General features: G+C 30.8%; 23 protein-coding genes and 1 pseudogene. 13 read left to right on the top strand and 11 right to left on the bottom strand.

Features of this window, described 5'->3' with window-relative positions:
• Positions 1–913 (bottom strand): M14 family metallopeptidase (locus ACKVOV_RS02090; RefSeq protein WP_409205125.1); only part of this gene is annotated, 913 nt, incomplete at its 3' end.
• A 302-nt stretch (positions 914–1,215) separates the two neighbouring features.
• On the opposite strand from ACKVOV_RS02090, the gene lysM reads away from it, so the two are divergent.
• Positions 1,216–1,677, top strand: coding sequence for a peptidoglycan-binding protein LysM (gene lysM / locus ACKVOV_RS02095; protein ID WP_409205126.1), 462 nt, complete (start codon positions 1,216–1,218; stop codon positions 1,675–1,677).
• A 39-nt stretch (positions 1,678–1,716) separates the two neighbouring features.
• Here lysM and ACKVOV_RS02100 read toward each other — a convergent pair whose 3' ends face one another.
• The 5 genes from ACKVOV_RS02100 to hpt form a co-directional block, all read right to left on the bottom strand.
• Positions 1,717–3,537 carry a family 10 glycosylhydrolase gene (locus ACKVOV_RS02100; RefSeq protein ID WP_409205127.1) on the bottom strand — a complete coding sequence of 607 codons (1,821 nt, stop codon included), beginning with the start codon at positions 3,535–3,537 and terminating at the stop codon, positions 1,717–1,719.
• A gap of 9 nt (positions 3,538–3,546) precedes the next feature.
• The gene (obgE, locus tag ACKVOV_RS02105) at positions 3,547–4,554 is read right to left on the bottom strand and encodes a GTPase ObgE (protein ID WP_409205128.1); all 1,008 of its coding nucleotides are present in this window, start codon (positions 4,552–4,554) and stop codon (positions 3,547–3,549) included.
• A gap of 216 nt (positions 4,555–4,770) precedes the next feature.
• Complete coding sequence (locus ACKVOV_RS02110; protein ID WP_409205129.1) at positions 4,771–6,000, bottom strand: hemolysin family protein; 1,230 nt, start codon at positions 5,998–6,000, stop codon at positions 4,771–4,773.
• A 133-nt stretch (positions 6,001–6,133) separates the two neighbouring features.
• Complete coding sequence (locus ACKVOV_RS02115) at positions 6,134–6,706, bottom strand: adenylate kinase (RefSeq protein WP_409205130.1); 573 nt, start codon at positions 6,704–6,706, stop codon at positions 6,134–6,136.
• A gap of 34 nt (positions 6,707–6,740) precedes the next feature.
• On the bottom strand, positions 6,741–7,274 hold the full coding sequence (hpt, locus tag ACKVOV_RS02120) for a hypoxanthine phosphoribosyltransferase (protein ID WP_409205131.1): 534 nt from the start codon (positions 7,272–7,274) through the stop codon (positions 6,741–6,743).
• Positions 7,275–7,348: 74 nt separating this feature from the next.
• Between hpt and ACKVOV_RS02125 the strand changes: the two genes are divergently transcribed.
• The 9 genes from ACKVOV_RS02125 to ACKVOV_RS02165 all read left to right on the top strand — a co-directional run bounded on the left by ACKVOV_RS02125 (position 7,349) and on the right by ACKVOV_RS02165 (position 14,250).
• On the top strand, positions 7,349–7,879 hold the full coding sequence (locus ACKVOV_RS02125; protein ID WP_409205132.1) for a hypothetical protein: 531 nt from the start codon (positions 7,349–7,351) through the stop codon (positions 7,877–7,879).
• A gap of 51 nt (positions 7,880–7,930) precedes the next feature.
• Entirely contained in the window at positions 7,931–9,091 is a 1,161-nt protein-coding gene (locus ACKVOV_RS02130; RefSeq protein WP_409205133.1) for a 5-(carboxyamino)imidazole ribonucleotide synthase, read from the top strand.
• 1 nt (position 9,092) lies between these two features.
• Complete coding sequence (locus tag ACKVOV_RS02135; RefSeq protein ID WP_409205134.1) at positions 9,093–9,806, top strand: hypothetical protein; 714 nt, start codon at positions 9,093–9,095, stop codon at positions 9,804–9,806.
• 12 nt (positions 9,807–9,818) lie between these two features.
• On the top strand, positions 9,819–10,304 hold the full coding sequence (gene purE / locus ACKVOV_RS02140) for a 5-(carboxyamino)imidazole ribonucleotide mutase (protein WP_409205135.1): 486 nt from the start codon (positions 9,819–9,821) through the stop codon (positions 10,302–10,304).
• Between the two features lie 50 nt (positions 10,305–10,354).
• On the top strand, positions 10,355–12,382 hold the full coding sequence (locus ACKVOV_RS02145) for a M3 family metallopeptidase (RefSeq protein WP_409205136.1): 2,028 nt from the start codon (positions 10,355–10,357) through the stop codon (positions 12,380–12,382).
• Positions 12,383–12,487: 105 nt separating this feature from the next.
• Positions 12,488–12,991, top strand: coding sequence for a GbsR/MarR family transcriptional regulator (locus ACKVOV_RS02150; protein ID WP_409205137.1), 504 nt, complete (start codon positions 12,488–12,490; stop codon positions 12,989–12,991).
• A 56-nt stretch (positions 12,992–13,047) separates the two neighbouring features.
• Positions 13,048–13,335, top strand: a complete 288-nt coding sequence (locus tag ACKVOV_RS02155) for a hypothetical protein (RefSeq protein ID WP_409205138.1) — start codon at positions 13,048–13,050, stop codon at positions 13,333–13,335.
• Positions 13,332–13,772 carry a hypothetical protein gene (locus tag ACKVOV_RS02160; protein WP_409205139.1) on the top strand — a complete coding sequence of 147 codons (441 nt, stop codon included), beginning with the start codon at positions 13,332–13,334 and terminating at the stop codon, positions 13,770–13,772. The genes ACKVOV_RS02155 and ACKVOV_RS02160 overlap by 4 nt, the downstream gene beginning before the upstream one ends.
• 1 nt (position 13,773) lies before the next feature.
• Complete coding sequence (locus ACKVOV_RS02165; RefSeq protein ID WP_409205140.1) at positions 13,774–14,250, top strand: SRPBCC family protein; 477 nt, start codon at positions 13,774–13,776, stop codon at positions 14,248–14,250.
• Between the two features lie 39 nt (positions 14,251–14,289).
• Here ACKVOV_RS02165 and ACKVOV_RS02170 read toward each other — a convergent pair whose 3' ends face one another.
• The 3 genes from ACKVOV_RS02170 to ACKVOV_RS02180 form a co-directional block, all read right to left on the bottom strand.
• Positions 14,290–17,067 (bottom strand): type 2 lanthipeptide synthetase LanM family protein, encoded by a 2,778-nt coding sequence (locus tag ACKVOV_RS02170; protein ID WP_409205141.1) that lies wholly within the window; start codon positions 17,065–17,067, stop codon positions 14,290–14,292.
• 103 nt (positions 17,068–17,170) lie between these two features.
• Positions 17,171–17,353, bottom strand: a complete 183-nt coding sequence (locus tag ACKVOV_RS02175) for a Nif11-like leader peptide family natural product precursor (RefSeq protein WP_409205142.1) — start codon at positions 17,351–17,353, stop codon at positions 17,171–17,173.
• Between the two features lie 252 nt (positions 17,354–17,605).
• Positions 17,606–18,439, bottom strand: a complete 834-nt coding sequence (locus tag ACKVOV_RS02180; protein ID WP_409205143.1) for a hypothetical protein — start codon at positions 18,437–18,439, stop codon at positions 17,606–17,608.
• A 135-nt stretch (positions 18,440–18,574) separates the two neighbouring features.
• Between ACKVOV_RS02180 and gcvP the strand changes: the two genes are divergently transcribed.
• From gcvP to ACKVOV_RS02195, 3 genes are all read left to right on the top strand, one after another.
• A complete protein-coding gene (gcvP, locus tag ACKVOV_RS02185) occupies positions 18,575–21,418 on the top strand; it encodes an aminomethyl-transferring glycine dehydrogenase (RefSeq protein ID WP_409205144.1) in 2,844 nt (947 codons plus the stop codon).
• A gap of 126 nt (positions 21,419–21,544) precedes the next feature.
• On the top strand, positions 21,545–21,922 hold the full coding sequence (locus ACKVOV_RS02190; protein WP_409205145.1) for a group III truncated hemoglobin: 378 nt from the start codon (positions 21,545–21,547) through the stop codon (positions 21,920–21,922).
• A 127-nt stretch (positions 21,923–22,049) separates the two neighbouring features.
• Positions 22,050–23,108, top strand: a complete 1,059-nt coding sequence (locus ACKVOV_RS02195; RefSeq protein WP_409205146.1) for a 3-oxoacyl-ACP synthase III family protein — start codon at positions 22,050–22,052, stop codon at positions 23,106–23,108.
• Here the strand turns inward: ACKVOV_RS02195 and ACKVOV_RS02200 are convergent.
• On the bottom strand, positions 23,096–24,559 hold the full coding sequence (locus tag ACKVOV_RS02200) for a lipopolysaccharide biosynthesis protein (protein ID WP_409205147.1): 1,464 nt from the start codon (positions 24,557–24,559) through the stop codon (positions 23,096–23,098). The two genes, ACKVOV_RS02195 and ACKVOV_RS02200, sit on opposite strands and share 13 nt — an antisense overlap.
• Positions 24,549–24,856: pseudogene (locus ACKVOV_RS02205) on the bottom strand (glycosyltransferase family 2 protein); the annotation flags it as partial. The gene ACKVOV_RS02200 and the pseudogene ACKVOV_RS02205, both read right to left, overlap by 11 nt.

Below are 24,856 nucleotides of genomic sequence, written 5' to 3' on the forward strand. Positions count from 1 at the left end.
TACTTGGCAAATAACCCCAAGGATAAATTAATAAATTACTGTAGGTATGCGCATTTAAAGCAGTAACAAATTGGCGGGCATTACAAAAATTTCTCATGGCCTGTGTTTCAGGTTCGCTAAAGGCCGCAGTTCCGCGATAAGTATCACTGCTGCTTGTTGGGGAAGAACCAATATTGTCATAACCCCAATTGTTTCCGTAATTTCTGTTAAGATCAACACCAAAATTAGAACCGTTGTTACGACGGTTCTTACGCCACATGCCGCCTCCGTTAGGATTTGTGCTTTGATTATAAACATATCCGTCTGGATTAACGCATGGCACAAAAAATAATTCAGCATTGTCTACAGTTGCTTTTATATCAGGATTGGTAGCGTAATTCTGTAACAAATACCACATGTAAAATATCAATTGCGATAAACTTGCTGCTTCTCTGGCATGGTGCAAAGAGCTATAAAGCAGTTCAGGCTCGGCTTCATCTACATTTGGGTTATCACTTATCTTTACCCAATAGATCTCACGTCCTTCTATACTCAACGGACTCAAGGGCTGTTTTACCGTAATTAAATTTGGATACAACAAAACCATACTATCGAGGATCTGTTTCATCTGGTTCCAGGTAAAATAACCACCCATACTTCCTAAATGAAAATAAGTTGGCTTGGTAATATTTGGCGCGTTACAAACTCCCGGAGCCATTGCAGTAGAACGTTCTAAAACATCGGCTTTGTTACGGGCCTCATAAAATTTTGCGAGATCGTAAATTAAAATTTTATGTTTAACATTATTTACTTTAAGGATTTGTAATTCCTCATCACTTATTTCGGCAGTTATGCCATCGTCTTTCACATCGCTGTGATCAATAGTAATACCTAGTTGTAATAATTGTTTTGAAAGTTGTTCATTACCCTGCATTAAAACTTTATGGTATAATAACGTTTGCGCCAACGCAGTATTTAAACTTAAAAATCCGATTAAGGATAAAATAATTTTTTTCATAATTTGTTTTTTAAAGTGGTGCGAATATAATTTATTTTTAAAAATATTAAAAACATTAGGCGTACTAATAATATTTTGTTAAGATAACTTTAACTTATAGTTTAGTAATCAAGTAATTATCAGAAATTAAAAATTAAATTTAAAAATTTTATAACTTTATTAAACTTTGGCATTTATTTTGCTAAATTTGAGACTATAACAATTAAAAAAAATTAATTATGGGATTATTTTCGTTTATTAAAGGTGCTGGAAAAAAATTATTTGGCGCAAAAGAAGAAGCTGCTCCAGCAGAAGAAAAAGCACAATTGAAAGCTAGTGCTTTATTAGCACACGTTCAAGCTTTAGGTCTGGCTTTTAAAACTTTAAAAGTTACAGTAATGGCAGATGATTCTGTAGCTGTAAGTGGTGAAGTTGACCAACAATCGGATTCAGAAAAAATCGTTTTGGCTTTAGGAAATGTTGATGGTGTTGAAACTGTTGACAATCAAATGACTGTTACTGTTCCTGCTCCAGAAGCTAGATATCACACAGTTGTAGAAGGTGATTGGTTATCTAAAATTGCTAAAACATATTATGGAGACGCTACAAAATATGATGTTATTTTTGAAGCTAACAAACCTATGTTACAAGATCCAGATGAGATTTATCCAGGTCAGGTTTTAAGAATTCCTAATTTATAGATTAACAAAAAGGCACTCATTGAGTGCCTTTTTTATTGTTTATTCTTTTATTACTTTAAAAGTTTTACTACTTCCGTTTTCCAAAATTATTTTCCCTAGATAAAATCCTTTCTTGAGGTTATTAGGATTTATTTTTAATTCTGTAAAGTCTTTTTCTATGGTTTGACTAAAAACTTGTTTTCCTGATAAATCATATATTCCGACAACAACTTGTCCAAATAATTCATTATTATCATTATAAATTACAAACTCTTCAGAAAAAGGATTTGGATATATATTTAACTCAACTTCATTTGCTAAACTCTGACTTCCAATAGTAAGAAATGGTTGCATAAAATCTCCTTTTTCATTATTATTTTTATCTAGTGAGGACACAACAAAATATTTGTTACTTATTAATGTTGCATTTACCAACAATTGATTTCCAACAACAATATCTAAAATTTTAGAGCCGTCATCCTGATTTGTTAATACTTGAAGTGCATTATCGAAAGCATAAACTACATATTTTACAGGCAAATCCCCATCTGAAGCTACTGCTGGAGTATCCCATTTTATATACAATCCTTCTATTCTTATATTTGTTGGAATATTAGGGCAAACAACATCTTTTCCAGTTCCTATAATTGGAGGAGCAAATGATTTATATTGATATTGCGCTGAATTTAAAGTTGAATTAATCGTCTTATCATTGTTTTTTATAGAGGAATATCTATAGGCAATTTGCCCAAAAGTGGCATCCATATTTGTTGCTCTATCTTGAATAATTTGATTCTGAATCTCACTAACTGACCAGTTACTGGCATCAGTCATTCTATAATACGCTTGACTTACATATAGTTGTTTATTTTTTGCTTTAATTTGATCATTCCACCACTTAGAAAGCGCTATATAATCTTGCGAGCCTGTTATTTGCCAATACAATTGTGGTGCTAAATAATCTAATTTATCGGCATTTAACCACGCAATTGGATCACAATAAAGTGCTGAAAATGAAGAATTCCCTGTAACTCCAGTTGGCATTCCTGATTTCCAAATTCCAAAAGGACTTACTCCGAAAACAATATTTTTATTTTGGCTTGAATTAATAACTTGAATGGCATCATAAACCTTACCAATCATCACGTTTACACTATTCCTTCTCCAATCTGCAATGGTTGCAATATTTGTTGGATTGTTATCAATATAAGTTTGATTATCTTGATTTGAAGTCATTCCAGCATTTGGATAAAAATAATCATCAAAATGTATTCCATCAATATCATATCTTGAAGAAATATCTTGAACAACACTAGTTATATAATCTTGTACGGCAGGAATTCCAGGATTAAGGATTTTTAAATTTGTATCATTTGAAGCAGTTAGAATCCAATCGGGATGAGTATTTAAAACACTGTTAGCCGATGCTGTATAAGATGTTACATTTGCTCTAACTCTATACGGATTTAGCCATGCATGCAAATCGAGACCGCGAGCATGCGCTTCGGTAATAGCAAATGCTAATGGATCCCATAAAGGACTAGGTGCTAGCCCTTGTGTCCCAGTTAATCTGTAAGACCAAGGTTCGATACTTGAGTTATATAAAGCATCGCATTCAGGCCTTACTTGTAAAAAAACAGTATTATAATTATTATTTTTTAGATTATCTAAAATAGTAATTAATTCTGCTTGTTGCACTGCTGGTGTTGCCAATCTATTTGTTGGCCAATCGAGATTAAATACGGATGCAAGAAAAACTCCTCTCAAATCTCTTTTTGGGATCGCCTCGTTAAACTCTACGTTTTGAGTGCATTGTCCAATAGCTAACTGAGAGAATAATAATATAATGTAAGTAATAATTATACTCGCTATTCTTTTCATGCAGTATTATTATGCTTCAGTATTTAACATTGCCCATAATTTATCTTTTAATTCTACCAATCCTTGTTGTGCAACTGACGATATGAATAAATACGGAATATCTTTGAAATCTTTGTCTAATTGTTTTTTCATTTCCACCTGCAACTCGGCATCGAGCATATCACATTTAGAAACCACAATTAATCGATCTTTGTCTAACATTTCAGGATTGTAACGACGTAATTCATCTAATAGAATGTCATATTCTTTCTTAATATCATCAGCATCGGCAGGCACTAAAAACAATAGTGTTGAGTTACGTTCGATGTGACGTAAGAAATAATGTCCTAATCCTTTTCCTTCAGCAGCTCCTTCTATAATTCCCGGAATATCGGCTATTACAAAGGATTGAAAATCACGATAAGCAACAATTCCAAGATTTGGTTTTAATGTTGTAAAAGGATAATCAGCGATTTTAGGTTTTGCAGAAGTTAGCACTGATAATAATGTCGATTTTCCTGCATTAGGAAAACCTACTAAACCAACATCAGCAAGCACTTTTAACTCTAATACAATATCTGCTTCTTGGGCTGGTAATCCTGGTTGAGAATATCTTGGCGTTTGATTCGTTGAACTACGAAAATGCCAGTTTCCTAAACCTCCTTTTCCGCCTTCGGCGATGATTCTTTTTTCTCCGTCTTCTGTAATTTCGAAAAGGATTTCGTTAGTTTCTTTGTCACGAACTACGGTTCCTAATGGCACTTCGATATACTTATCTTCGCCATCGCTTCCTGTACTTCTTGAACTTCCTCCATCGCCACCATGACCCGCTTTTACGTGTCTTGCAAATTTGAGGTGAAACAAGGTCCAAAGTGCTTTGTTACCTACAAGATATACGTGTCCGCCACGACCTCCATCTCCTCCATCTGGTCCGCCTTTTTCGATAAATTTTTCTCTATGTAAGTGCGTAGAACCTTTTCCTCCTTTTCCGGATGAAACGTATATTTTTGTGTAGTCTACGAAATTTCCTTCTGTCATTTTATTATAGATTTCAGATTTTAGACTTTAGATTTTAGATTACTAAAATTTTGACTAAAAGCTATTTTCAAGTAGGCGAATAATTGGCTTTTTAACCCCGGTTGCAGCGAAAATCCTTTGCTTTTTTTCTTTAGAAAAGCAAAGATTACAGCGAAAAACGGGAATATAATTTGCTAAAAATGCCCGAATTATTCGTTCTTGATTATTATTAATTTTTTATTTTTCTACGATTGAACTGACTAAAACTTTATCAATTTTTATGCCATCCATATCGATTACTTCAAGTTGCATTTTATTCCAGATAAGTTTTTCTCCTACTTTTGGAATATAGGACAACTCTGTCATGATAAGACCACTCACTGTTGTCACGTCATAATCGTTTATGAGATCGTCCATATCGAAATAGGTCAAGAAATCATGTAGTGAATAATGCCCATCTACTAGCCAAGTACCGTCTTCACGTGCATTTAGCTGAAACTCTTCTTCATAAAAATCGGCAGCATCGCCTACAAGTGCTTCTAGAATATCGTTTAAGGTTATAATTCCTTGTATCATTCCGTGCTCATCGGTCACTAAGGCATAATGTACTTTAGATTTTTTGAATATTTCTAGTGCTTTATATGCTGATGTGTGTTCGATAAAATAGACTGGTTCTTTTGTAATGGCTCGCAAATCGAAATTTCCTTTTTCGAAACTGGCAAACAAATCTTTTAGAAACACAATTCCCACAACTTCATCGAGATTGTCTTCACAAACTGGATAAACAGAATGTAATTCGTTGAGCATTTTTGCTTTTAACGAATTAATATCATCATCTTCGATTGACAAATAAACCAATGAGTTTCTGTGCGTCATTAGCGAGTTTACTTTTCTATCTCCAATATGAAAAACACGTTCTACGATGTCTTGTTCTATTTCTTGAACCTCTCCGCCTTCGGTTCCTTCTTTTATAATTGCTTTTATTTCTTCTTCAGTTACTTTACCATCTGCTGTTGGTTTTATTTTGAGAATATCTAAAATAAAATCTGTGGTTGTGGTTAACAACCAAATAAATGGCGCAGTTACTACCGAAATAATTTTCATAGGAACAGCCACTGCTTTTGCAATAGCTTCTGGATGATTAAGTCCTATTCTTTTGGGCAATAATTCACCTAAAACTAAGGAGAAAAACGTTAGAATAACAACTACAATTCCTACCGATAAATTATGTGAATAGGGTTGTAAAACCGTAAATCCTTCTAGAAATAATCTGACATCGGTTGTTATTTTATCCCCAGAATATATACCTGTAAGAATTCCTATTAAAGTAATTCCTATTTGTACTGTCGAAAGAAACTTATTTGGCGAATTAGCTAAATCTAAAGCTGTTTTTGCACTGGTATTTCCTTTTTTTGCCGCCGATTCTAGTCGGTTTTTACGAGCGGAAATCAATGCAATTTCTGACATTGAGAACACTCCGTTTAAAAGAATTAAAAAGAAAATTATGAGTATTTCCACTTTTTGTTGATTTGGTTATTCGTTAATTCATTTATTCGGGATAACGAAACCGCTTTATTATTAATTTTATCTTTTTACTAAATTACAAATTATCAATGACTTTACTTAGTCGTTCGGTAATTTCTTGAATTGTTCCAATCCCATTTACAGCATGAAACTTTCCATTATTTTTATAATAATCCATCAAAGGAGCTGTTTTTTCGTTGTATTCCTGGTAACGATTTCTAATTTTCTCTTCATCTTGATCGTCGACTCTTCCAGATGTTTTTCCTCTTTCCAACAAACGTTGTACTAATATTTCATCATCAGCTTCTAATGCAATTGTAGCCGTAATAGCTTGTTTTTTTGATGCTAAAAAAGCGTCCAAAGCTGCGGCTTGAGCTAAAGTTCTAGGGAAACCGTCGAACAAAAACCCTTTTGAATGTTGGTTTTTATCTACCTCAGATTCTAACATTTTGATAGTTACCTCATCTGGAACTAAATCACCTTTATCCATAAAGGTTTTAGCTAATTTACCTAATTCAGTTTCATTTTTTATATTAAATCTAAAAATATCTCCTGTTGAAAGATGTGTTAGATTGTATTTTTCTTTTAAAAATTCTGCCTGAGTACCTTTTCCAGCCCCTGGCTTACCGAACAAAACAATGTTAATCATTTTAAAAAAATTGTGTAGTTATGTTGTTATTTATTTAATCTTTTAATTGATATACTTCTGGCAAATTTCTTCCCAAACCATCATAATCTAAACCGAAACCAACTATGAATCTATCTGGTATTCTTATTCCTATATAATCTAGTTTAATGTCTTTTTTATATGCTTCTGGCTTAAAGAAAAGTGTTGCAATTTTAAAATGTTTTACTCCTTGTTTTTTAAATAACGCTTTCAATTCTTCAACTGTATTTCCAGTATCTACAATATCCTCAATAATAACAACTGTTCTTCCCGTTAAATCATGATTAATACCTATAAGTTGTTTAACTTCACTTGTAGATTCCATACCATCATAAGAAGCCATTTTAATAAAACTTACTTCGCAAGGTGATTTATAATGTTTCATAAAATCTGAAACAACCATAAATGATCCATTAAGAATCCCTACAAAAACGGGGATATCGTCTGCAAAATCAGCTTCTACTTGAGCTGCCATAGTTGCAATTGCAAAATCTATTTCTTGTGCCGAAATAAAAGGAACAAAATATTTGTCGTGTAATTTAATTTCCATAGTTATTTTTATAGAATAATTCGCAAAGATAACAAATTAGCATTCAATTAGAAGATTTTATTTATTTTTGGAGTATGAATTTAGAATTACTTCAAAGAATCGAAAATAGCACCGCTCATAGAAAAAGTCGAGAAGACAATGCGCACTATATTTTAGATAATCCAGAGCTGTTTTCAGAGTTACTAAAATTCGCTTTTAACACGAGTAATAAAAATCACTATAAATCTTGCTGGATTTTAGAATTAGTATTAGAAGAAAGACTTCATTTACTAGCTCCTTTTTTAGATGAATTTTGTAATGGAATTTCGAAATATACTAATGAAAGTGCACTACGATCCATTTCTAAAATTTGTATGTTCCTTTCTAAGCACATGATATTGACCAAAGATCAAGAACAAAAAATCATTGATTCTTGTTTTGATTGGCTCATTCTTGAAAATGTAAAAATAGCAACCAAAGCGTATTCTATTAGAACATTATTTGAATTGGGCAAAAAGAAGGAATGGGTTTATCTAGAATTAAAACGAATTCTTTCCGATGATTACACAAAATATTCTGCTGCTTACAAAGCTGTTGCAAGAGAAATTTTAAAGAAAATGAAATAGATTTTTCTCTATTAAACCTTTATAAAGTATCTTTGCTCAAACACAACAACAATGAATTATTTTTCTTCCGATTTTAAATTAGGCATTCTTGGTGGCGGACAATTAGGCAAAATGCTATTAGCCGAAACTCGAAAGTTCGACATACAAACTTATGTCCTCGATCCAAGCGAAGAAGCGCCTTGTAAAATTGCCTGCAATAAGTTTTTTCAAGGAGATTTAATGGATTTTCAAACCGTATATGATTTTGGAAAACAAGTAGATGTACTCACATTCGAAATCGAATTAGTCAATATTGAAGCTTTAGAAAAATTGGAAAGTGAAGATATTATAGTATATCCTTCCTCTAGAACATTAAAAGAAATTCAGAATAAAGGCATTCAAAAAGATTTTTACGCACAACATAAAATTCCAACCGCAGATTATATTCGGTTTGAAAACACAGAAACTTTAAGAATCGCTGTTAAAAATGACAAAATACAATTGCCTTTTATCTGGAAATGTACTGAATTTGGCTACGATGGCAATGGCGTAAAAGTTATTAGAAAAAGCACCGATTTAGATGATTTACCTAATGTTGAGTGTATAAAGGAAGAAATGATTCCGTTCAAAAATGAATTAGCAGTAATTGTTTGCCGAAATATATCGGGCGAAATTAAAACATATCCTGTTGTTGAAATGGAGTTTCACCCAGAAGCCAATCAGGTAGAATATGTTATTTGCCCTGCTAGAATTGACGAAAAAATAGCTCAAAAAGCTAGAAAAATAGCATTAGATGTTTCCAAAAAATTCAATCACGTTGGTTTATTAGCTGTTGAAATGTTTCAAACTGAAGACGACAAAATATTAGTCAATGAAGTAGCACCTCGCCCTCACAATTCTGGACATCATACTATTGAAGCTAGTTATACTTCACAATTCGAAAATCATATTCGAGCAATACTTGATTTGCCTTTGGGAAATACCGATAGTAAAATGGCTGGAATAATGGTAAATCTAGTTGGAGAAGAAGGGTTTTCTGGCAATGTAATTTATGAAAATATCGAAAAAATATTAGCTATAGATGGCGTTACACCACATATATATGGTAAAAAACAAACTAGACCCTTCAGAAAAATGGGACATGTTACCATTGTAAATGAAGACATGAAAAAAGCTAGAAAAATTGCGGAAGAAGTAAAAAATACAATTAGAGTAATTAGTTCAAATTCTTAAAATGAAAAAAATCTATTTTACAATTATTCTATTTCTAGTTTCTTTTTTTAGTTTTTCACAAACGCTTCCACAAGGCTGGAGCACTTTTACAGGAAAAATAGACATTTATCCTATTACACTTTCAATCTTTAATAATATAAATAATAATTTATCTGGAAACTATTGTTATAACAAAAATGAAGAGAGAATTAATCTTAAAGGCACTAAAAAAGATTCTATTATTTATTTAGAAGAAATTATTGAAAATAAAACTAATGCCATTTTTAAAGGTATAATTGATGAAACTAATAATTCTATTTATGGGAAATGGAAAAACATTACAAATAATAAAGAATTAAATTTTACACTAACTCTTTCTTCTCAATCTGGACAATCAATAGAAAATAGATACAGCCTTGGAACATCAAATGAAGAAGTAGAAAATTTTATAAAAAAAATAAAGACTTCAATAATTAATAATGATAAGAATTGGATATCAAAAAATATTAATTATCCTGTTTCCGTAACTATAAACAAGAAAAAAAATAAAATTAAATCATCTAAAGATTTTATAAACAATTACTCTAAAATTTTTACGGAAAAATTTAAAACCGATATTAAAAAAAGTTGCAGTTGCGATATTTTTTCAAATTGGCAAGGAGCAATGTTTGCAAATGGATTAATTTGGATAAATCAATCAAATGATAGTTTAAAAATAATTTCAATAAATAATTAATAGAAAACAACAATGAGCAAAGTAGCTATAATCATGGGAAGCATTTCAGACATGCCAGTAATGCAGGAAGCCATTGATATTTTAAAATCATTTGACATCGAAACAGAAGTCGATATTGTTTCGGCTCATAGAACACCCGAAAAATTGTTTGACTTCAGCAAAAATGCACACACTCGTGGTATTTCTGTGATTATCGCTGGAGCTGGTGGTGCAGCACATTTACCCGGAATGGTAGCTTCCATGTCGCCTTTACCAATAATTGGCGTTCCAGTAAAATCGAGTAATTCTATAGATGGTTGGGATTCCGTTTTATCTATTTTGCAAATGCCAGGTGGTGTTCCCGTAGCAACCGTAGCTTTAAACGGCGCCAAAAATGCTGGAATTCTCGCAGCTCAAATTATTGGATCTTCGGATAAATCGGTTTTAGATAAAATTATTCTTTATAAAGAAGGATTGAAGGATGCAGTGAATAAATCGTCTGAAAATTTAAAAAAATAATACCAACCCTATCAGAGTTTGAACCCTGATAAGGTTAAATTTATAAAAAAATGAAAATACTTACTCAAAAATTCGATACAAAATACGATACCGCGCCTTTTTCCAAAATAAAAATAGAAGATTACAAGCCTGCTTTTATTACCAATATAGTAAATGCAAAAGTAGAGATAGATGCTATCATCAATAATCCTGAAGCTCCAACTTTCGACAACACAATTGCAGCATTGGATTTTTCAGGAAATGCTTTGGATAGATTATCTTCTATTTTCTTCAACCTGAATTCGGCAGAAACCAGCGACGAAATGCAAAAAATCGCTCAGGAAGTTTCTCCGTTATTAACTGAATTCAGCAATGATATTACATTAAACGAAGATTTATTTAAAAGAATAAAAACTGTTTACGAACAAAAAGACAGCTTAATACTATCTCCAGAACAAGCAACTTTGTTAGATAAGAAATTTAAAAGTTTCTCTAGAAACGGAGCTTTATTATCGGACGAGAAAAAAGCTAAACTTCGTGAAATTGACACGGAACTTGCAAAATTAAAACTGACTTACAGTGAAAACGTTTTGGCGGAAACCAATAATTATCAATTACATATCACTAACGAATATGATTTAAAAGGATTGCCTGAAGGAACGATTGAAGCTGCTAAAGCTTTGGCAAAAGCTAAAAATTTAGAAGGCTATATTTTTACTTTAGATATGCCGAGTTATTTGCCATTTGTAACCTATGCTGAAAATCGTGAGTTAAGAAAAGAAATTTCCATTGCGGCAGGAAAAAAAGCATTCCAAAATAACGAATTTGACAATCAGGAAATTACTCTTAAAATTGCCAAATTACGATTCGAAAGAGCTAATTTATTAGGATATGAAACCCATTCCCATTTTGTTCTCGAAGAACGAATGGCGCAAAATCCAGATAAGGTAAAATCATTTTTGAATGATTTATTGGTTAAAGCAAAACCTGCAGCCGAACGTGAATTTGCGGAATTAACCGCTTTCGCCAAAGAACTGGACGGAATCGATCATTTAGAAAAATGGGACGGATCGTATTATTCCGAAAAATTGAAACAGAAATTATTCAATTTAGATGACGAAAAATTGAAACCTTATTTTCAATTAGAAAATGTTTTAAATGGCGCTTTTACCATTGCTGGAAAATTATATGGGCTAACATTTATCGAAATTTTTGATATTGATAAATACCATAAAGAAGTATCAACTTATGAAGTTAAAGATGAATTTGGCGAACTAGTTGCTATTTTCTATGCCGATTTCTTCCCAAGAAAAGGCAAACGAAACGGAGCTTGGATGACCAGTTTTAAATCACAATATATAAAGGATGGAATAAACGAAAGACCGCATATTTCCAACGTTTGTAATTTTACGAAACCAACCGAAACAAAACCTTCATTATTAACATTCAATGAAGTAACCACTTTATTCCACGAATTTGGTCACGGATTGCACGGAATGTTGGCAAATACAGTTTATCCTAGTTTATCTGGAACTTCTGTATATTGGGATTTTGTAGAATTGCCAAGTCAGGTTATGGAAAACTGGTGTTATGAAGCCGAAGCGCTGGCTTTGTTTGCAAAACATTATGAAACTGGAGAAATTATTCCACAAGAATATGTAGAGAAAATCAAAGAAAGTGCTAGTTTTCAAGAAGGAATGGCAACTTTACGCCAATTGAGTTTCGGTTTATTGGACATGGCTTTTCATAGTAACAATCCAACCGAAATTACCAATGTAAAAACGTTTGAAAAAGCAGTATTTGAAAGCACAACTTTATATCCTGATGTGGCCGAAAATTGCATGTCGGTTTCGTTTTCACACATTTTTGCTGGCGGATATTCTTCTGGATATTACAGCTACAAATGGGCTGAAGTTCTCGATGCTGATGCTTTTGCGTATTTCCAAGAGAAAGGAATTTTTAACAGAGAAGTTGCTACAAAATTTAAAGACAATTTACTTTCTAAAGGCGGAACCGAATTACCAATGGAATTATACAAACGATTTAGAGGTCAAGAACCGAAACCAGATGCTTTGTTGAAACGTGCTGGATTGATTTAGAAAATAATTATTTTAGAAACCGAAGAAATTCCAGCTTCGGTTTTATTTTTAAAACAAACTTTCATTTTTTATTGAAAGTTCAAAAACATTTACTATATTTGCATTATGGAATTCAAAGAAGCAAAAAATAAGTTTGTTCAAACTTGGGGTGCATTAGGCAGTCAATGGGGAATTAACAAAACCATGGCGCAAATTCACGCCTTATTGATGGTTTCTAACGATGCTATTTCGATGGAAGAAATCATGGAAGAATTACAAATTTCTAGAGGAAATGCTTCAATGAATTTGCGTGCATTAATGGATTGGGGAATTGTGTACAAAGAATACAAAGCTGGCGAACGAAGAGAATATTTTACAGCCGAAAAAGATTTAGACGAACTGGCTGTTAAAATTTCAAGAGAACGAAGCAAACGTGAAATTAAACCCGCGTTGAAAGTTTTAAAAGAGGTTTCTTCTATTGATGGCAATAATTCTGATGAAGCAAATCACTTTATTAATCAAACCACAAAATTGTATGATTTTGTTTTAAAAGCAGATAATATGCTTGACAAAATAACGGAGTTCAATGAAAACTGGTTGGGTAGATTGGTTTTAAAAATAATGAAATAGAAAAAAATTTAACCAAAACTTTCATTTTTTTCTGAAAGTTTAAAAATAAAATAATAATGAAAATAACTTTTAAAATAGCAGAAATAATAAACATTATTGCATTAGGTTTTCTATTATTAGGATTTTATGGACTAGCAATTACTGGAGGTTTACAAGTCTTAGCAGCAATCCTATTTATTTTAATATTTCCAAAAAACAAATTAATTTATATTTACTTTGGTTTAGTAATTACATTTTTTTTGATTTGGGATCACCATAGCATGGATTGGCTATTTGCATTACCTATCTTCTTAGTTTTCTTCCTTACTTATATTATTTATCAACAAAAAAAATATTTAAAATGAACATAATAATTCCAAACTGGCTAATTATTTTAAGTGGAATTGGTCAAATTTTCACTGCTTTAATTTATCCATACATTCGTCATCAAGTTTTTGATTGGTATAATGACGTAAAACAATTAAAACCTTTGAATCAGGAAATTGCAAAAACATATGGAAGATACATTCAAGGCTTAAACTTTTCATTTGGATTGATAGCGATTTTATTTACAAATGAATTAAAAGAACAATCAGCTTTAGCGGTTGCCTTAACAGGATTAATTGCTGCTTATTGGGTTGGAAAAGTTGCCACACAAATTGCTTATTACCCAATGTATGATATTCCAAAAAGAAAATTATTTAAAGTAGGAAGTTATTTTATGAATACACTTTTTGTACTCTTTGCAATTGTAAATACATTACTTTTTATTCATAATTTAATTGGACATTATAAATTTTAAAATGACAACAATAAACCTCATCACTAAAATAAATGCGCCAATTCAAATAGTTTTTGATATTAATAGAAATATCGATATTCACCAACAATCTGCAAGTAAAACAAATGAATTAGCCATTGCTGGAATAACTTCTGGATTAATAAGCCTTAATGAAACCGTGACTTGGCGTGGCAAACATTTTGGAATTTACCTTACTCACAAAAGCAGAATAACCGCAATGAATTTGTACGATTATTTTGTGGATGAAATGGAAGAAGGAAAATTTAAATCCTTTAGACACGAACATTTTTTTGAAGAAGAAAAAGGAATTACAATTATGACTGACAAATTATGCTATGAAACCCCTTTTGGTCTTTTTGGAAAGTTATTTGATATTCTATTTCTGAAAAGACATTTGAATAATTTTATCTTGTATAGAAATCATATTTTAAAAAAAATATCGGAGAGTTATCAAGCAAATGAAGATGTTTGTTTCTGAAAAGATAATTTTGTATAAACATTATTGTTTAAAAATTCATCATTCTAATAATCCAAAACATTGAAAATTATTTGGATCTGCACTTCTAATTAAGACTAGACCTATGCCACTTACACCTCTAAAAAGAGATGGATTTTCTATACTAATATTCTTATTAGCAAACGTTTGGTAATATCTAGCTTCATTTTTCTTTTCTAATATTTCATTTAATTTTTCTTTTACGAAAAAATTTAGTTTTTGATCATTCAAAACTTTAGAAGCTTCAATTAAAAAATCTAATCGTCCTACATTACCACAACAATAAAATTCAGAATCTAATAATTTACTTTTTTTAGTTACTTCAATAGCATTTTGTATATCTAACAAAAGGTTTTTATCATTAAGGAGCTTATACGCGTAAAGTCTGTTAAGTCCAATACCAGAAGCTCCGTAACACCATGAATTTTGGAATTTATTTTTAGATTCCCTTAAATCTGCCCAGTTTCCTTGTTTTTTATTATAAAAATGATTTTCATACTTTACTGCATCATAAAATGCCGTTTTGTATATCTGGATATTAGTCACTTCATACAATTTTAACATAGCGTATCCAATACCAGAAACTCCATGTGAGAAACCAGTTAGAGGACGTTGCAAAGTATCAGAATTCCATGTTAATAGATTTATATTTGTATCCAAGTATTTTAAATTATCAATATAGTTACCAATTAATATACACTTATCTAAAATTTCTTGTTGCTGTGTTAAAGAAAATAGTTTTATCAAAACCAACAAACAACCTGAGGCACCTGCCATTATATCAATTTTATTATTTTCGATAACCATTTCCATAGTTATTAATCTAGATAATTCTAATGCTGATTGTTTATAACGAATAGGATTCACGGTTAATAAACAGTAAATAAGCCCTGATATTCCAGTACTATATGAAATATTCACTTTTGAAGATTGGGTGCCTAAATTATTTGACAATACTGTTTCAATTTGAGAACTCAAAATAGATTCTATTATAGCTTCATATTCTTCTGTTTTAAGGAATTTAGAAGCTGCTGACAAATACAATACAATCCCTAAAGTACCTGAATAAAGAGAATTATCAATATTGGCATAAGTTAAATTTTGATTATTTAAAGATTCAAAACTATACCAACTATATGAACCTTGATTCAATTCAGAATTTCTTTTTAGGTTAAGTGCTATATCCTTTATTTCCTCATAAACTATGTCACTTTTTTCTTCACTATTCTCATAAGACAACTTCGAAAATATCTTTCTTTGAATATTATACCTAGCTGAAAAAGCAGATTGAATTAATTGCAATTGTCGATCAATTTTTGATTGATCTAATTCTTTTATTTCTTTCAAAATAAAATTAAAAGGAGTCTGTTCATGAAATTCTTCTAAAACAAAATTATTACTTTCTAAGAGAAATTTCTCTGTAGTAATTGAGGTAAAATAAGGAACATCCATTTGTTGTATAGCCCTTAATTCATGAGCCATAATTTTAAATTTATCCTTCGGTTTAAAACTAATTATTAAAGGAAAATCATTTAAATACTGTTCAATTACGGCATCTCTTTTTTCTTTAGAAATTAATGCTTCTGGAATATAGGAGTTTTCTAGTATATCCTTATACACCTGTGTTGGCCTAGGAATGACTCTAATTTGCTTATCCTTAAATTCGGAAAAAAGGTGAACTTCATCATCAAAAGTAGACTGAATACTTATAAAATAATCACAAACTTTTTTGAATTCAATACTAAATTCTTCAACAAATTTTTCAGGAGATACAGGTACTCCTTTTATGTTTGGCTGATTACTTTTTGCTTCAAATTTTCCTTTGTCCTTAATTAAATTCAAATCATCAGAGCCAATATCTTTCCATTTCCAAACATATACACTACTTTCTTGGACACCAGAAGCTCCAAAACCGCTTAAATCTATTGGTACAGAAGAATTATCTGAATATGTTAAAACAGGTAATAAACCAATATGCAATACATTAAAATCTATGCAATTTGTATTAAACAAACATTCTAAATCAATCAAAAAAGGATAAGAACCAGCTGCAATTATATTTTCAAAATGCATATCAGTTCCTTTTAACAAATAGATTAATGCAGTCAAAACCCCACATCTTCTATAATAATCACAAATTTCTTCTATAGAATCACATGATTTGTTTTCTATAAATTCTGTCCATGAATAGGATTCCTTATCTAGAGAACAAATTGTTTTTAAATCAATACAATTACAGTTATGATTAATATTATTGATTAAATTATTAAATGTAATATCCATACCAGACGATCTAGCTTTATAAACCAGCTTTAAATCGTTTTTGAAGTAGACAATTGCAGTAGTTTTACCATCTTGATGAACATCACCTAAATCTATTTTAATATTAATAATTTCACCAACATCTTCAGATTCATTAAACAATACTGCTATTTTTTTTCGATCTATAGAAAAATGATCATGAATGGTGTTTATATAGTTAGAAGTAAAACCTATTTTTTGCTTAAAAAGTGAAGGCAAGAGGGGAAATTTATCAATGAAATCTTGAGACTCGAAATCATTTAAATAAGTATTAAAAACAGAATCCTTTTCAATAGTATTTGAAATCTGGAATAAATATTGGAATGATTTTGCAATCGACTTAAAACCATTGTATTCTTTATCGAAAGCAAATTTACTAATATAGGCTATATTACCTAGAATTTGTTGCCTATTAGTTTTATCTAAATCAAAAAAGGTATGAGAATTACTAGATCTTAAAATTTTTTCGATTTGATCTTGGAATAATATAGAATTCATACCAGAGAATATTATTGTTTATTTTTTTAACTGATTTCTTTAAATTTTTAAAATGTAAAAAATGGAGCCCAAAATAGTTGTATTGGGCTCCATAAATTTAAAATTATACAGTACAAACTGCTGTCCAAGCGGTACTAACACAACCAACCATTGAAGTTAAATTAGCATTAGCATACTTTTTTTCGTCAATATCAAAACCGTTTTTTTTAGCAACATCTGCTACTGCTTTTTGTAGTTGGTCTTGTAATTCTTTACTTGTTTTTAATTTTTTGATAAATTGGTCCATGATTTTTTAGTTTAATGTTTTTTCTTACTCATAAAGCTTTTCAGATTCCGCCCCGTTTTTTATAGTGGTTTCTGAATTCCACTTATTTTTGTTGTAATATTACTAGACAAACTTATTAAGATTTAATACAACTGGATAGCGTAAAAATACCTGAATTTAAAACAGGTATTTTTACTAGTATAGATTTAGAACATCAAAAAAAAACTGAAATGAATTTTTAATCCTTATGTTTAAGCAATACAATTCGGGGATTTAGCCAAAAATCAACAATAAAACACACAAAACCACTGGAATACTTTCTACCCAAAAAGAAGTATAATATTTAGGTCTTTTATCATTAGAAAAAAACAAGAAAACAGCAATAATAAAGGAAATAATCGATTGTAATGACAATGAAAAATATTTAACATTTAGACTGTCATTGCCTTTAACATTGAAAATCTCTAATCCACAAAAAATCATCAATAAAACATAACCTAAATATTTAGTCTGCTTCACTCCTATTTGTTGTGGAACTGTTTGCAAATGTGGATCATCATATTGCAAATCAATAATTTCGAAAATTAAAATTAAAACAAAAATTAAAATAAAACGCTGAACACATTTGAGATAAAAATCGGAAGTAATCTCAATTCCAGAATTTAAAATAGGTAATACAAGAGTAACACCAACCCAGCACAATGCCACAATATAAATTTTTACACCAGCCCAGTTTCTAGCATTCCTCTTATTTGGAAAAAATGGAAGCGTATATAACAACGTCAAACTCAAAAAAGCCATCGAAACAATTTGGGTGATTTTTTGTAAGTAAAAAAAACAAAAACCAACAACTATTAATGATAAAAAACTCAAAAAAGCAATTGCTTTTAATTCATTTCTCATTTGAAATTTTTTTGTTCTTGCTAATGCATCATATTTTACAAAATTATAACCTACAATTGTTCCAAAAAAAGCAAAATAAGTAATTGGTGTATCAGCTGGAATGTGAAACATATAGTGCGTCATTTTTACCAGTGCAAAACATGATAAAGCCACATGAATACTACTGTCTATGTAAAAATCGAATAATTGCTTTAAAATCTTCATTAAACAAATTTAATCAAACTGTTAATAAGATTCCAATTTAGTTGAAAAATCGATAAAAATTGAACTTTAAAACATCATTTATTAGCAGATTAATATTTATTTTTGCAATCAATACACAACACATTCTTAGATTATATGAAAACAGACGCATTTGCATTACGCCACATAGGTCCAAATGAAAACGACCTACAACATATGTTGAAAACTATTGGTGCAGAAACAATAGACCAACTAATTTTTGAAACAATTCCAAGTGATATTCGCCTAAAATCAGATTTAAATTTAGAACCTGCAATGACCGAATATGAATTTGCAGATCATATTACAAAATTAGGAAACAAAAATAAAATGTTCCAATCTTATATTGGATTGGGTTACAATCAAGCAATTATTCCTGCTGTGATTCAAAGAAATGTTTTCGAAAATCCAGGTTGGTACACTGCTTACACACCTTATCAGGCAGAAATTGCACAAGGTCGTTTAGAAGCAATTTTGAATTTTCAGACTATGGTTATCGAATTAACTGGAATGGAAATTGCAAATGCTTCACTTCTTGACGAAGGAACAGCTGCTGCAGAAGCAATGGCATTACTTTTTGACGTTCGATCGAGAGATCAAAAGAAAAATAACGTGAATAAATTCTTCGTTTCTGAAGAAATTTTACCACAAACATTATCAGTTTTACAAACACGTTCTGCTCCAATTGGTGTAGAATTAGTGATAGGAAATCACGAGGAGTTTGATTTTTCGAAAGAATTCTTTGGAGCTATTCTTCAATATCCAGGCAAATTCGGACAAGTAAATGACTACGCTGGATTTATTACTAAAGCAAAAACTAACGAAATTAAAGTTGCAATTGGAGCAGATATTTTAAGTTTAGTAAAACTAACTCCTCCAGGAGAAATGGGTGCCGATGTAGTTTTTGGAACAACACAGCGTTTCGGAATTCCGTTAGGTTATGGCGGACCACACGCTGCTTATTTTGCTACAAAAGACGAATACAAACGTTCGATGCCAGGAAGAATTATTGGTGTAACTATTGATACTAATGGAAATCGTGCGCTTCGTATGGCATTACAAACTCGTGAGCAACACATAAAACGCGATAAAGCAACTTCTAATATTTGTACTGCACAAGTTTTATTGTCAGTTATGGCTGGAATGTATGCTGTTTATCATGGTCCAAAAGGATTACAATATATCGCAAATAAAGTACACGCTTCGGCTGTAACTTTGGCAAATGAATTAGAAAAACTAGGTTTATATCAAACAAACACGGCTTATTTTGATACAATTGTCATTAAAACGGATGCTAAAAAAGTAAAAGAAATTGCCGAACTAAACGAAGCTAACTTTTATTATGTTGATGAAAATACAGTTTCAATTTCTTTAAATGAAACTACAAGTATTGCCGATTTAAATAAGATAGTTTCAATTTTCGCTAAAGTAAATGGAAAACAAGCGTCAACAATTTCCGAATTACAAAACGGAAATCAAATTCCGTCAAATTTAGAAAGAACATCAACGTTTTTACAGCATGATGTTTTTAATAAATATCATTCAGAATCAGCAATGATGCGTTATATCAAAATGTTAGAACGTAAAGATTTGTCTTTAAATCATTCTATGATTTCGCTTGGTTCTTGTACAATGAAATTGAATGCAGCTTCAGAAATGTTACCATTAAGTATGGCACAATGGAATAACATTCATCCATTTGCACCATTAGACCAAGCACAAGGTTACCAAGAGATGTTATCTAAATTAGAACAACAATTAAACGTAATTACTGGTTTTGCAGGAACGACTTTACAGCCTAATTCTGGCGCACAAGGAGAATATGCAGGGTTAATGGTTATTCGTGCTTATCATCAATCTCGTGGGGATCATCACAGAAACATTGCTTTAATTCCATCATCGGCACACGGAACAAATCCAGCTTCGGCAGCAATGGCAGGAATGCAGGTTGTGGTTACAAAAACATTAGAAAACGGAAATATTGACGTGGAAGATTTGCGCGAAAAAGCAATTTTACACAAAGACAATCTTTCTTGTTTAATGGTGACTTATCCATCAACTCACGGAGTTTTCGAAAGTGCAATTAAAGAAATCACACAACTTATTCACGATAATGGTGGACAAGTCTATATGGATGGTGCCAATATGAATGCTCAGGTTGGATTAACAAATCCAGCAACAATTGGAGCCGATGTTTGTCACTTAAATTTACATAAAACATTCGCAATTCCTCATGGTGGCGGTGGTCCTGGTGTTGGTCCAATTTGCGTTGCTCCGCAATTGGTTCCGTTTTTGCCAACAAATCCAGTAATTCCAACTGGTGGAGAAAACGCTATTACAGCGATTTCTGCTGCACCTTGGGGCTCGGCTTTGGTTTGCTTAATTTCTTACGGATATATTTGCATGCTTGGCGCTGAAGGTTTGAAAAAATCTACTGAATATGCAATTCTAAATGCAAATTATATCAAAGAAAAACTAAACGGTCATTACGACACTTTATATTCTGGAGAAATGGGTCGTGCAGCACACGAAATGATTTTGGAATGTCGTCCGTTTAAAGAAAAAGGAATTGAAGTAACCGATATCGCTAAACGATTAATGGATTACGGATTTCATGCACCGACTGTTTCATTCCCAGTAGCAGGAACATTGATGATCGAACCTACAGAAAGTGAAAATTTAGAAGAATTAGATCGTTTTTGTGACGCTATGATTTCTATTAGAAAAGAAATTGAAGCTTCAACTAAAGAAGACACTCAAAATATTTTAAAAAATGCTCCTCATACATTAGCTATGGTTACTGCAGACGAATGGGTTTATCCTTATACTCGTGAAGCTGCTGCTTTCCCATTAGAATACATTACTGAAAACAAATTCTGGCCTACTGTTCGTCGTGTTGACGAAGCTTATGGCGATAGAAATTTAGTTTGTAGTTGTGCTCCAATTGAAGCATATATGTAATTAAAAACATAATTAGTAAATATTAAAAGGTTTCAAGTTTTTATAATTTGAAACCTTTTTTTTAAAACTGATTTTTATCAGTAAATTTAAAATTGAATTACAATAATTTTGAAAAATTAAAAGATGATGATGAACGATATACAAAACCAAGACGATTTATATTTACTGGTTGATAATTTTTATCAAAAACTACTTTCGGACAAATCAATAAGTTACATTTTTACTGATGTTATTAAAATTCATTTGGAAGAACATTTACCAATATTAGTGACTTTTTGGTCACAAGCTATTTTAGGGACTGGAGGCTACACTAATAATCTCACTCAAATCCATTTGGATATTGATGAAAAAGAACATTTAACTCCTGAGCTATTTAAAATTTGGTTAAATCATTTTAATAACTCTGTTGATGAAAATTTTATGGGAGAAAAAGCAGAACAAATAAAAACACAAGCTTTAAGTATTGCTACCATAATGCAAATTAAAATCATGCAAAAAAATTAATATTTTTTATATTATCATTAAATTAAGATAATGTTAAATGAATATTCTGTAATAATAATTAAATTTTAAATTTTTTAATCAAAAAAGAAGATTTTATTGATACTTTAGCTTAACCAATTACTACAAAATGAACATCAAAATAACAGGCTCAGGGAGTTATATCCCAAATAAAATTGTAACCAATTTAGATTTTGCCAAACATCAGTTTTTGAATGAGGACGGAAGTGCTTTTAATGCTTCAAATGAGGTCATTGCTCATAAATTTAAGCAAATAACAGGAATCGAAGAAAGACGATATGTGGACACGAATCTTGTAACTTCAGATATTGCATTTTTTGCCGCTCAAAAAGCAATCGATGCTGCAAAGATTGACCCTGAAACTTTAGATTATATTATTTTTGCTCACAATTTTGGGAATGTAAAACAAGGCGCTATCCAAGCTGATGCTGTACCAAGTCTTGCAGCCAGGGTAAAACAGAAATTAAGAATAAAAAATCCAAAATGTGTAGCATATGATATTTTATTTGGTTGCCCTGGTTGGATAGAAGGTGTTATCCAAGCGCAAGCCTTTATAAAAGCTGGAATGGCAAAAAAATGTTTGGTTATTGGTGCTGAAACTTTATCGAGAGTGGTTGATATTCACGATAGAGACAGTATGATTTACTCAGATGGAGCAGGTGCAACTATTATTGAAGCTACGAATGAAGCTGGAGGAATATTAGCACATGCTTCGGCAACTTTTGCCACAGATGAAGCTGATTATTTATATTTTGGCAATTCATTTAACAAGAATCTTGATAATGATGTACGTTATATTAAAATGCAAGGACGCAAAATATATGAATTTGCATTAAATGAAGTTCCAAAAGCCATGAAAGACTGTCTTGATAAAAGTGGCATTCCTATTTCTGAAATAAAAAAAGTCTTAATTCATCAAGCAAATGAGAAAATGGATGAAGCTATAATTCACCGTTTTTTTAAACTTCACAATCAAGAAACACCAGAAGGCATTATGCCCATGAGTATTCACAAATTAGGAAATTCGAGCGTTGCAACAGTGCCAACCTTATATGATCTACTTATTAATGGAAAAATAGAAAATCAGGAAATTAATAAAGGTGATGTTATTATTTTAGCATCTGTTGGAGCAGGAATGAATATTAATGCGATTGTTTATCGTGTATAATTTATGATTTTATTAATCCAAACATTAACTTGATAAACCAATTTTAGTTTATAAATAATAAAAATATTTAGGAATAAACTTAATGAAACCTTATACACTAAAGTATAAATATCATTAATTAATTTCGGTAAAAAATAGACTACTGCTAAAGTTATTACAAGAATTAAAACTAATTTAAGATAATTATAATCGAAAGGGAAAAGTTTAAATTTTTTGTAAATAAATAATAATTTAGCAAAATTAAAAATTACCATCGATACTAAAGAAGCTACGGCTACAGCTTCAATCTCGAAATTAAAATAAAGTATAAACAGTAAATTTAAACCCACATTAAGTACTATAAGTATGGCAATGGCGATTAAATTAAATTTATAATATTTTGAATACGTAATTATTTCGCTATTAAAACCCGTCCCCATATTGACCAAAACGTTAAATCCTAAAATGAGAATAATAGGAATAGATGTCATGAGTTTTTCATGAGTTGGCAAAATCATAAATAAATTTTCAATTCCAAGAAAAATGCAACTATATAAAAGTGCTCCAATAAAAAAAAGCAACTTTGAAATTTCCTTGTATTTTAAATTTAATTCTGACAAATTATCGGTTTTTAAATAATTGGAAATAATAGGTGCATACAACGCAAAAACGCCAGTTGCTGGTATAGCTAATGCTGAAGCTAAGGTTACACCTATACTAAATGTTCCGTTGGCTTCCATCGAGATAAATTTTGGAATCATCAAAGCATCAATTCTAAACGCAAAAACAGATCCTAAACTTCCCGCAAAAGCATACATCGAAAAATGATAATAATCTCTTTTAGAAACTTCATTAAAAAGAGATTTAAAGTCTAAATTAAATTTAGGTTTAAAATATTTATACAAATAAATAGTCAGTAAAATAAGAATAAATCCGTACGAAAAAATGTAAAAAACAACTGATTCACTAAACGTTATGTAATGATATAACAACAATAAAAAAATAATGGGCAGCGAAATTTTAGGAATAATATTATCTAAAAATGTAGGTACTGCAATTTTCTGAATGATTGTCGCTTGCTTTTTGAACAACTCAATAAATGCCAAAAATAACGCAACAGGAAAGGCAAAATAAACATATTTCATTCCTTTAAAAGCTGGAATAAAAGAAATTATAAAAAGTAAACCAAGAATAAAACTACTTATAATTAGAATCGAAAAAATACTATAATTAAACAGCTTTTTTTTATGCAAATCGTCTAGTTTTGGTGTGAAGTTTACCAATGCTTGCGATGCTCCTATAAGCATTATAGGGAATAAAACATAGGAAATTGCATCGATATACCTAAAAATTCCGAGTAATTCTTTGTCATTTGGATAAATAAAAAGTGTAGAAATTACACCAATAACAATCCCAACATAATTAATTATTGTAAAGAAAAAAGCTTGCTTTTCAGATACTTTATTCGACATAAGTCATTGATTTTTTTCTAGTCTTTTTAATAATTTTCACTCTATAAACAAGCTGTAAATAATAAACAACCAAATTATAAAATAACTTTACAATAGAAGTAAAAGAATAACTTTTTTTGAAATATTTTGGCAATCCAAAAACCGCTTTTAATGCATTTGCATAACTTAAAAACAAAGTGTTATTTATATCTAAAACCTGTGATAACATTTTGTATTTTGATTGGATTACATCTTTTTTGAAACTACGTGTAATTTTTCGGTCATGGCATATTTTAGCATTTTCATCAATTACAATCT

The sequence above is a fragment of the Flavobacterium sp. genome, from assembly GCF_046153165.1.
Classification (GTDB): domain Bacteria; phylum Bacteroidota; class Bacteroidia; order Flavobacteriales; family Flavobacteriaceae; genus Flavobacterium.

Excerpts from the sequence above, each read along its gene's own strand:
- gcvP (WP_409205144.1), top strand. The coding sequence starts at position 18,575 with ATGAAAACAGACGCATTTGCATTACGCCACATAGGTCCAAATGAAAAC.
- ACKVOV_RS02165 (WP_409205140.1), top strand. The coding sequence starts at position 13,774 with ATGACAACAATAAACCTCATCACTAAAATAAATGCGCCAATTCAAATA.
- ACKVOV_RS02130 (WP_409205133.1), top strand. The coding sequence starts at position 7,931 with ATGAATTATTTTTCTTCCGATTTTAAATTAGGCATTCTTGGTGGCGGA.
- ACKVOV_RS02200 (WP_409205147.1), bottom strand. The coding sequence starts at position 24,559 with ATGTCGAATAAAGTATCTGAAAAGCAAGCTTTTTTCTTTACAATAATT.
- ACKVOV_RS02145 (WP_409205136.1), top strand. The coding sequence starts at position 10,355 with ATGAAAATACTTACTCAAAAATTCGATACAAAATACGATACCGCGCCT.
- ACKVOV_RS02150 (WP_409205137.1), top strand. The coding sequence starts at position 12,488 with ATGGAATTCAAAGAAGCAAAAAATAAGTTTGTTCAAACTTGGGGTGCA.
- ACKVOV_RS02175 (WP_409205142.1), bottom strand. The coding sequence starts at position 17,353 with ATGGACCAATTTATCAAAAAATTAAAAACAAGTAAAGAATTACAAGAC.
- ACKVOV_RS02100 (WP_409205127.1), bottom strand. The coding sequence starts at position 3,537 with ATGAAAAGAATAGCGAGTATAATTATTACTTACATTATATTATTATTC.
- ACKVOV_RS02180 (WP_409205143.1), bottom strand. The coding sequence starts at position 18,439 with ATGAAGATTTTAAAGCAATTATTCGATTTTTACATAGACAGTAGTATT.
- ACKVOV_RS02190 (WP_409205145.1), top strand. The coding sequence starts at position 21,545 with ATGATGAACGATATACAAAACCAAGACGATTTATATTTACTGGTTGAT.
- hpt (WP_409205131.1), bottom strand. The coding sequence starts at position 7,274 with ATGGAAATTAAATTACACGACAAATATTTTGTTCCTTTTATTTCGGCA.
- ACKVOV_RS02115 (WP_409205130.1), bottom strand. The coding sequence starts at position 6,706 with ATGATTAACATTGTTTTGTTCGGTAAGCCAGGGGCTGGAAAAGGTACT.
- ACKVOV_RS02170 (WP_409205141.1), bottom strand. The coding sequence starts at position 17,067 with ATGAATTCTATATTATTCCAAGATCAAATCGAAAAAATTTTAAGATCT.
- ACKVOV_RS02110 (WP_409205129.1), bottom strand. The coding sequence starts at position 6,000 with ATGTCAGAAATTGCATTGATTTCCGCTCGTAAAAACCGACTAGAATCG.
- ACKVOV_RS02155 (WP_409205138.1), top strand. The coding sequence starts at position 13,048 with ATGAAAATAACTTTTAAAATAGCAGAAATAATAAACATTATTGCATTA.
- ACKVOV_RS02135 (WP_409205134.1), top strand. The coding sequence starts at position 9,093 with ATGAAAAAAATCTATTTTACAATTATTCTATTTCTAGTTTCTTTTTTT.
- ACKVOV_RS02160 (WP_409205139.1), top strand. The coding sequence starts at position 13,332 with ATGAACATAATAATTCCAAACTGGCTAATTATTTTAAGTGGAATTGGT.
- ACKVOV_RS02195 (WP_409205146.1), top strand. The coding sequence starts at position 22,050 with ATGAACATCAAAATAACAGGCTCAGGGAGTTATATCCCAAATAAAATT.
- lysM (WP_409205126.1), top strand. The coding sequence starts at position 1,216 with ATGGGATTATTTTCGTTTATTAAAGGTGCTGGAAAAAAATTATTTGGC.
- ACKVOV_RS02125 (WP_409205132.1), top strand. The coding sequence starts at position 7,349 with ATGAATTTAGAATTACTTCAAAGAATCGAAAATAGCACCGCTCATAGA.
- purE (WP_409205135.1), top strand. The coding sequence starts at position 9,819 with ATGAGCAAAGTAGCTATAATCATGGGAAGCATTTCAGACATGCCAGTA.
- obgE (WP_409205128.1), bottom strand. The coding sequence starts at position 4,554 with ATGACAGAAGGAAATTTCGTAGACTACACAAAAATATACGTTTCATCC.